General features: G+C 39.9%; 2 protein-coding genes. Both read left to right on the forward strand.

The window, feature by feature from the left end:
* Window positions 1–515: 515 nt before the first annotated feature.
* Window positions 516–1,586, forward strand: a complete 1,071-nt coding sequence (locus tag DB42_RS10275) for an F-box protein (protein ID WP_052435938.1) — start codon at window positions 516–518, stop codon at window positions 1,584–1,586.
* Between the two features lie 532 nt (window positions 1,587–2,118).
* The gene (locus tag DB42_RS02930; protein WP_155117398.1) at window positions 2,119–4,497 is read left to right on the forward strand and encodes a leucine-rich repeat domain-containing protein; all 2,379 of its coding nucleotides are present in this window, start codon (window positions 2,119–2,121) and stop codon (window positions 4,495–4,497) included.
* Window positions 4,498–5,119: the final 622 nt, after the last annotated feature.

Below are 5,119 nucleotides of genomic sequence, written 5' to 3' on the forward strand. Positions count from 1 at the left end.
CTTAAATTGGGGTGGGCTAAATGAAATAAAAAACTTTTAGCCATCTTATCTTTAAACAAGTCATCCGCTTTTCTTCCCGCAACTAAGTAACTTAAGCTAACCTACACATTTATAATGGCAAGAAGTTCCTCTTTTTTTCTGCAGATTGCTAGGCTGGGATAACAACCTTTCTTGACAGGAAGAAGCTAGGCGTATTGTATTCCATCATGCGGTAGAAAAATTAAAAGAAGGCATCAAAAAGAGTTGTTTTCCTCAAATAAGGCAAAGAATCAATCTCATTCTTTTAGTCAAACCAAAATTTGCCGCGTCACTTAATCGCCAAAACCTGTGGCTGCTCCTGAATGCTTGGAAGGCCCTCCCTTTCCTTAATCTATCTGAAATAAAAGCGTGATAGATTATCTGTGAATTGTCCTTCCTTGATAAGGATACGAATTCGTTTTACTTGCTTTTTTAATTTTTCTATTTTATTATTAATAATAAAATGATAAATAATCATCATTACTAAAGGAAATAAAATGCATTCTATCTCTTCGGCATCTATTGAAAGCCTGCCCAATGAATTGCTGCTCCCTATCTTAGAGGCTTGCGCAGTTCCTTCCTTATTTAGCGTCTGTAAAAGATGGCATCATCTGCTGGCTTCTGAAGCGATGCCTTCTCTTTATAGAAAAATAGCCCGGCTTCATTTTCCCAGGGGGAATGCCAATAGCCAGCGAACTATTATGTTAGCTAAAGTTTATCAACTCAATCCTGGACTTACCTCTACTGAAAAAGTTTATCAAGTTTTTAAGCAAGTTTTTACCTTAGTTAAATCTATTTCTCCTTTGGAATTTAAAGAGAAAACAGAAGAAAAAAGAGGCTTAACGCTGGTTAATTACTCTTCTTATCTCTTAAATATTAATCGCCTTTTACTCTGGAAAAAACTTCCTGGTGGGGAAGAATACTTGAGCCGAGAAGAAATTAAGCACTTGCCTTTAGAGAAAAAAGGAGAGCTTCTTAGAGATTGGATTGAAGAAAATTGTAAAAATTTAACTTCACTAAATTTAGCTGGAGCAGGCTTGACTTATTTACCCTCAGAAATATGCCAGTTATCTCAGCTGCGAGAGCTTCACTTAAGCCAAAACCAGCTCACCGCTCTGCCTGAAGAAATCGGGCAGCTGTCTGAGCTGCAATCGCTTGACTTAAGTGAAAACGAGCTCACCAGCCTTCCTTTAGAAATTGGGCGGCTGTCCCAGCTGGAATGGCTTTACTTAAGCCAAAACCAGCTCGCCAGTCTTCCTGCAGAAATAGGGCAGCTGTCTAAGCTGCAAGAGCTTAATTTAAGCCAAAACCAGCTCACCAGCCTGCCTGCAGAAATTTTGCAGCTGCCTCAGCTGCAATGGCTTGATTTAAGCCAAAACCAGCTCACCAACCTGCCTGCAACGATAGGTCAATTGTCCCAGCTGCAGCAAGGGCTTTACTTAAATCAAAACCAGCTCACCAGCCTTCCTGCAGGAATAGTTCAATTGTCTCAGCTGCAAACGCTTGAATTAGCGGGAAATCCCTCGAAAGATATCGCCGAAAAAATAAGGCAGCGTTTTCAATTGTAGAATAGTAAGTACTTTTTAATTTGGGGTGAGCTAAAATGAAATAAAAAACTTTTAGCCATCTTATCTTTAAATAAGTAATCCGCTTTTCTTCCCGCAACTAAGCAAGCTTAAACTAACCTACACATTTGTAACGACAAGAAGTTTTTCTCTTTTTCTGCAGAGTTTTATAGCTGGGAGAACAACTTTTTTTGATAGGAAGAAGCTAGGCGCATTGTATTCCATCATGCGGTAGAAAAATTAAAAGAAGGCACCCAAAAGAGCTGTTTTTCTCAAATAAGGCAAAGAATCAATTTCATTCTTTTAGTCAAACCAAAATTGCCGCGTCACTTAATCGCCAAAACCTGTGGCTGCTCCTAAATGCTTGGAAGGCCCCCCTTTCCTGAATCTATCTGAAATAAAAGCGTGGTAGATTATCTATGGGTTGTTTTTTCCTTGATAAGGATACGAATTCGTTTGACTTGCTTTTTTAATTTTTTTATATTGCCTTCAAAAATAAAAATGATAAAAGTTCATTACTACCCAAGGAAATAAAATGCATTCTATCTCTTCGGCATCTATTGAAAGCTTGCCTAATGAATTGCTGCTCCCTATCTTAGAGGCTTGCGTAGTTCCTTCCTTATTTAGCGTCTGTAAAAGATGGCATCATCTGCTGGCTTCTGAAGCGATGCCTTCTCTTTATAAAAAAATAGCACAGCTTCATTTCCCCAAGAAGGATGCCACTACCCAGCGAACTCTTATGTTAGCTAAAGTTTATCAACTCAATCCTGGACTTACCTCTACTGAAAAAGTTTATCAAGTTTTTAAACAAGTTTTTACCTTAGCTAAATCTATTTCTCCTTTGGAATTTAAATGGAAAACCGAGGAAAAAAGTTATTTTACTCTGGCTAATTACTCTTCTTATCTCTTAAATATTAATCGCCTTTTACTTTGGAAAAAGCTTCCTGGTGGGGAAGAATACTTGAGCCGAGAAGAAATTAAGCACTTGCCTCTACAAAAAAAAGGAGAGCTTCTTAGAGATTGGATTGAAGAAAATTGTAAAAACATCACGACTTTAGATTTATATAAAGCAGGCTTGATTTATTTACCCCCGGAGATAGGCCAATTGTCTCAGCTAACACGGCTTTACTTAAATCAAAACCAGCTCACCGCTCTGCCTGCAGAAATAGGGCAGCTGTCTAAGCTACAAACGCTTGACTTAAGAGAAAACCAGCTCACCGCTCTGCCTAAAGGAGTGGAGCAACTGTCCCAGCTGACACGGCTTCGCTTAAACCAAAACCAGCTCACCATCCTTCCTGCAGAAATAGGGCAGCTGTCTCAGCTGCAAGAGCTTAAGTTAAGCCAGAACCAGCTCACCATCCTTCCTGCAGAAATAGGGCAGCTGTCTCAGCTGCAAGAGCTTTACTTAAATCAAAACCAGCTCACCATCCTTCCTGCAGAAATAGGGCAGCTGTCTCAGCTGCAAGAGCTTTACTTAAATCAAAACCAGCTTACCAGTCTTCCTGTAGAAATCGGGCAGCTGTCTCAGCTGAGACGGCTTGAATTAAAACAAAACCAGCTCACCGCTCTGCCTACAGAAATCGGACAGCTGTCTCGATTACGAGTGCTTTACTTAAATCAAAGCCAGCTCACTAGCCTTCCTACAGAAATAGGTCAATTGTCTCAGCTGCAATATCTTTACTTAAATCAAAACCAACTCACCAGCCTTCCTGCAGAAATAGGTCAATTATCTCAGCTGAAACAGCTTCAATTAGATCAAAACCAGCTCACCAGCCTTCCTGCAGAAATAGGTCAATTATCTCAGCTGAAACAGCTTCAATTAGACCAAAACCAGCTCACCAGCCTTCCTGTAGAAATAGGTCAATTGTCTCAGCTGCAAGAGCTTTACTTAAATCAAAATCAGCTCACCAGTCTTCCTGCAGAAATCTGGCGGTTGTCTAATCTGCTACAGCTTGATTTAAGTCAAAACCAGCTCACCGCTCTGCCTATAGAAATCGGGCAATTGTCTCAACTGACATGGCTTGATTTAAGCCAAAACCAGCTCACCAGCCTTCCCGCAGAAATAGGTCAATTGTCTCAGCTGCAAGAGCTTCAATTAAATCAAAGCCAGCTCACCAGCGTTCCTGCAGAAATAGGTCAATTGTCTCAGCTGCAATATCTTTACTTAAATCAAAATCAGCTCACCAGTCTTCCTGCAGAAATAGGTCAATTGTCTCAGCTGCAATATCTTTACTTAAATCAAAACCAGCTCACCGCTCTGCCTGCAGAAATCGGGCAGCTGCCTCAGCTGCAATGGCTTGAATTAAATCAAAACCAGCTCACCGCTCTGCCTGCAGATATCGGGCAATTGACTCAGCTGCAAACGCTTGAATTAAATCAAAACCAGCTCACCGCTCTACCTGCAGAAATCGGGCAGCTGCCTCAGCTGCAATGGCTTGAATTAAATCAAAACCAGCTCACCAGCCTTCCCGCAGAAATAGGTCAATTGTCTCAGCTGCAAGAGCTTCAATTAAATCAAAACCAGCTCACCCGTCTACCAGCAGAAATCGGACAATTGTCTCAGCTGCAATATCTTTACTTAAATCAAAACCAGCTCACCCGTCTGCCAGCAGAAATCGGGCAATTATCTCAGCTGCAAAACCTTTACTTAAATCAAAACCAGCTCACCAGTCTTCCTGCAGAAATCGGGCAGCTGTCTGAGCTACAATGGCTTTACTTAAATCAAAACCACCTTACGGCTCTGCCTGCAGAGATATGCCAATTGTCTCAGGTGCAAGGGCTTGACTTAAGCAAAAACCAGCTCACCAGCCTGCCTGAAGAAATGGGGCAGCTGTCTCAGCTTACCAAGATTGAATTAGCGGAAAACCCTTTGAAAAATATCAACAAAAAAATAAGGCAGCGTTTTCAATTGTAGAATGGTCGTAAGTATTTGTTAAATGGAGTGAGCTAAAATGAAATAAAAAACTTTTAGCCATCTTATCTTTAAAGAAGTAATCCGCTTTCCTCCCCGCAACTAAGTAAGCTTAAGCTAACCTACACATTTATAATGACAAGAAGTTTTTCTCTTTTTCTGCAGGGTGTTATGGCTGGAAGGACAACTTTTCTTGACAGCAAGAAACTGGCGTTAATTACGTAAGCACAAGCTAAGAAATTAGCGCTTAGCATAAAAAGTTAAGGATCGAAAAGCAGGGGAAAATTTATGGATAGAAAGAGCTAAATATTATCACTCTAATTTAAGAACATAGGGGAATGATAAAAGTCCCACTGAGTGCAAAGTTTATTAGAAAAAAAGTAGGGAGTAAAATAATTTATAATTAAAGGCGACTTACTTTTGTTTTAGCCGCTTAAGGTGTATTTTGAATCAGTTCTAAACAATAAAAGAGTAAAAAAAGGCTAGGAAAAAATTTTGGGTTCTTAGCTCTTTTTGTGGAGAGGTGTAGGTTACTTAGCTTAAAATTTTCATGATCTGGTTTTCTTCTTTTCTCGCAAATTCATGCATATTTACAACTGTTTTGCAAAATGATTGAGAAGATTTT

The sequence above is a fragment of the Neochlamydia sp. EPS4 genome (assembly GCF_000813665.1).
Lineage (GTDB): Bacteria > Chlamydiota > Chlamydiia > Chlamydiales > Parachlamydiaceae > Neochlamydia.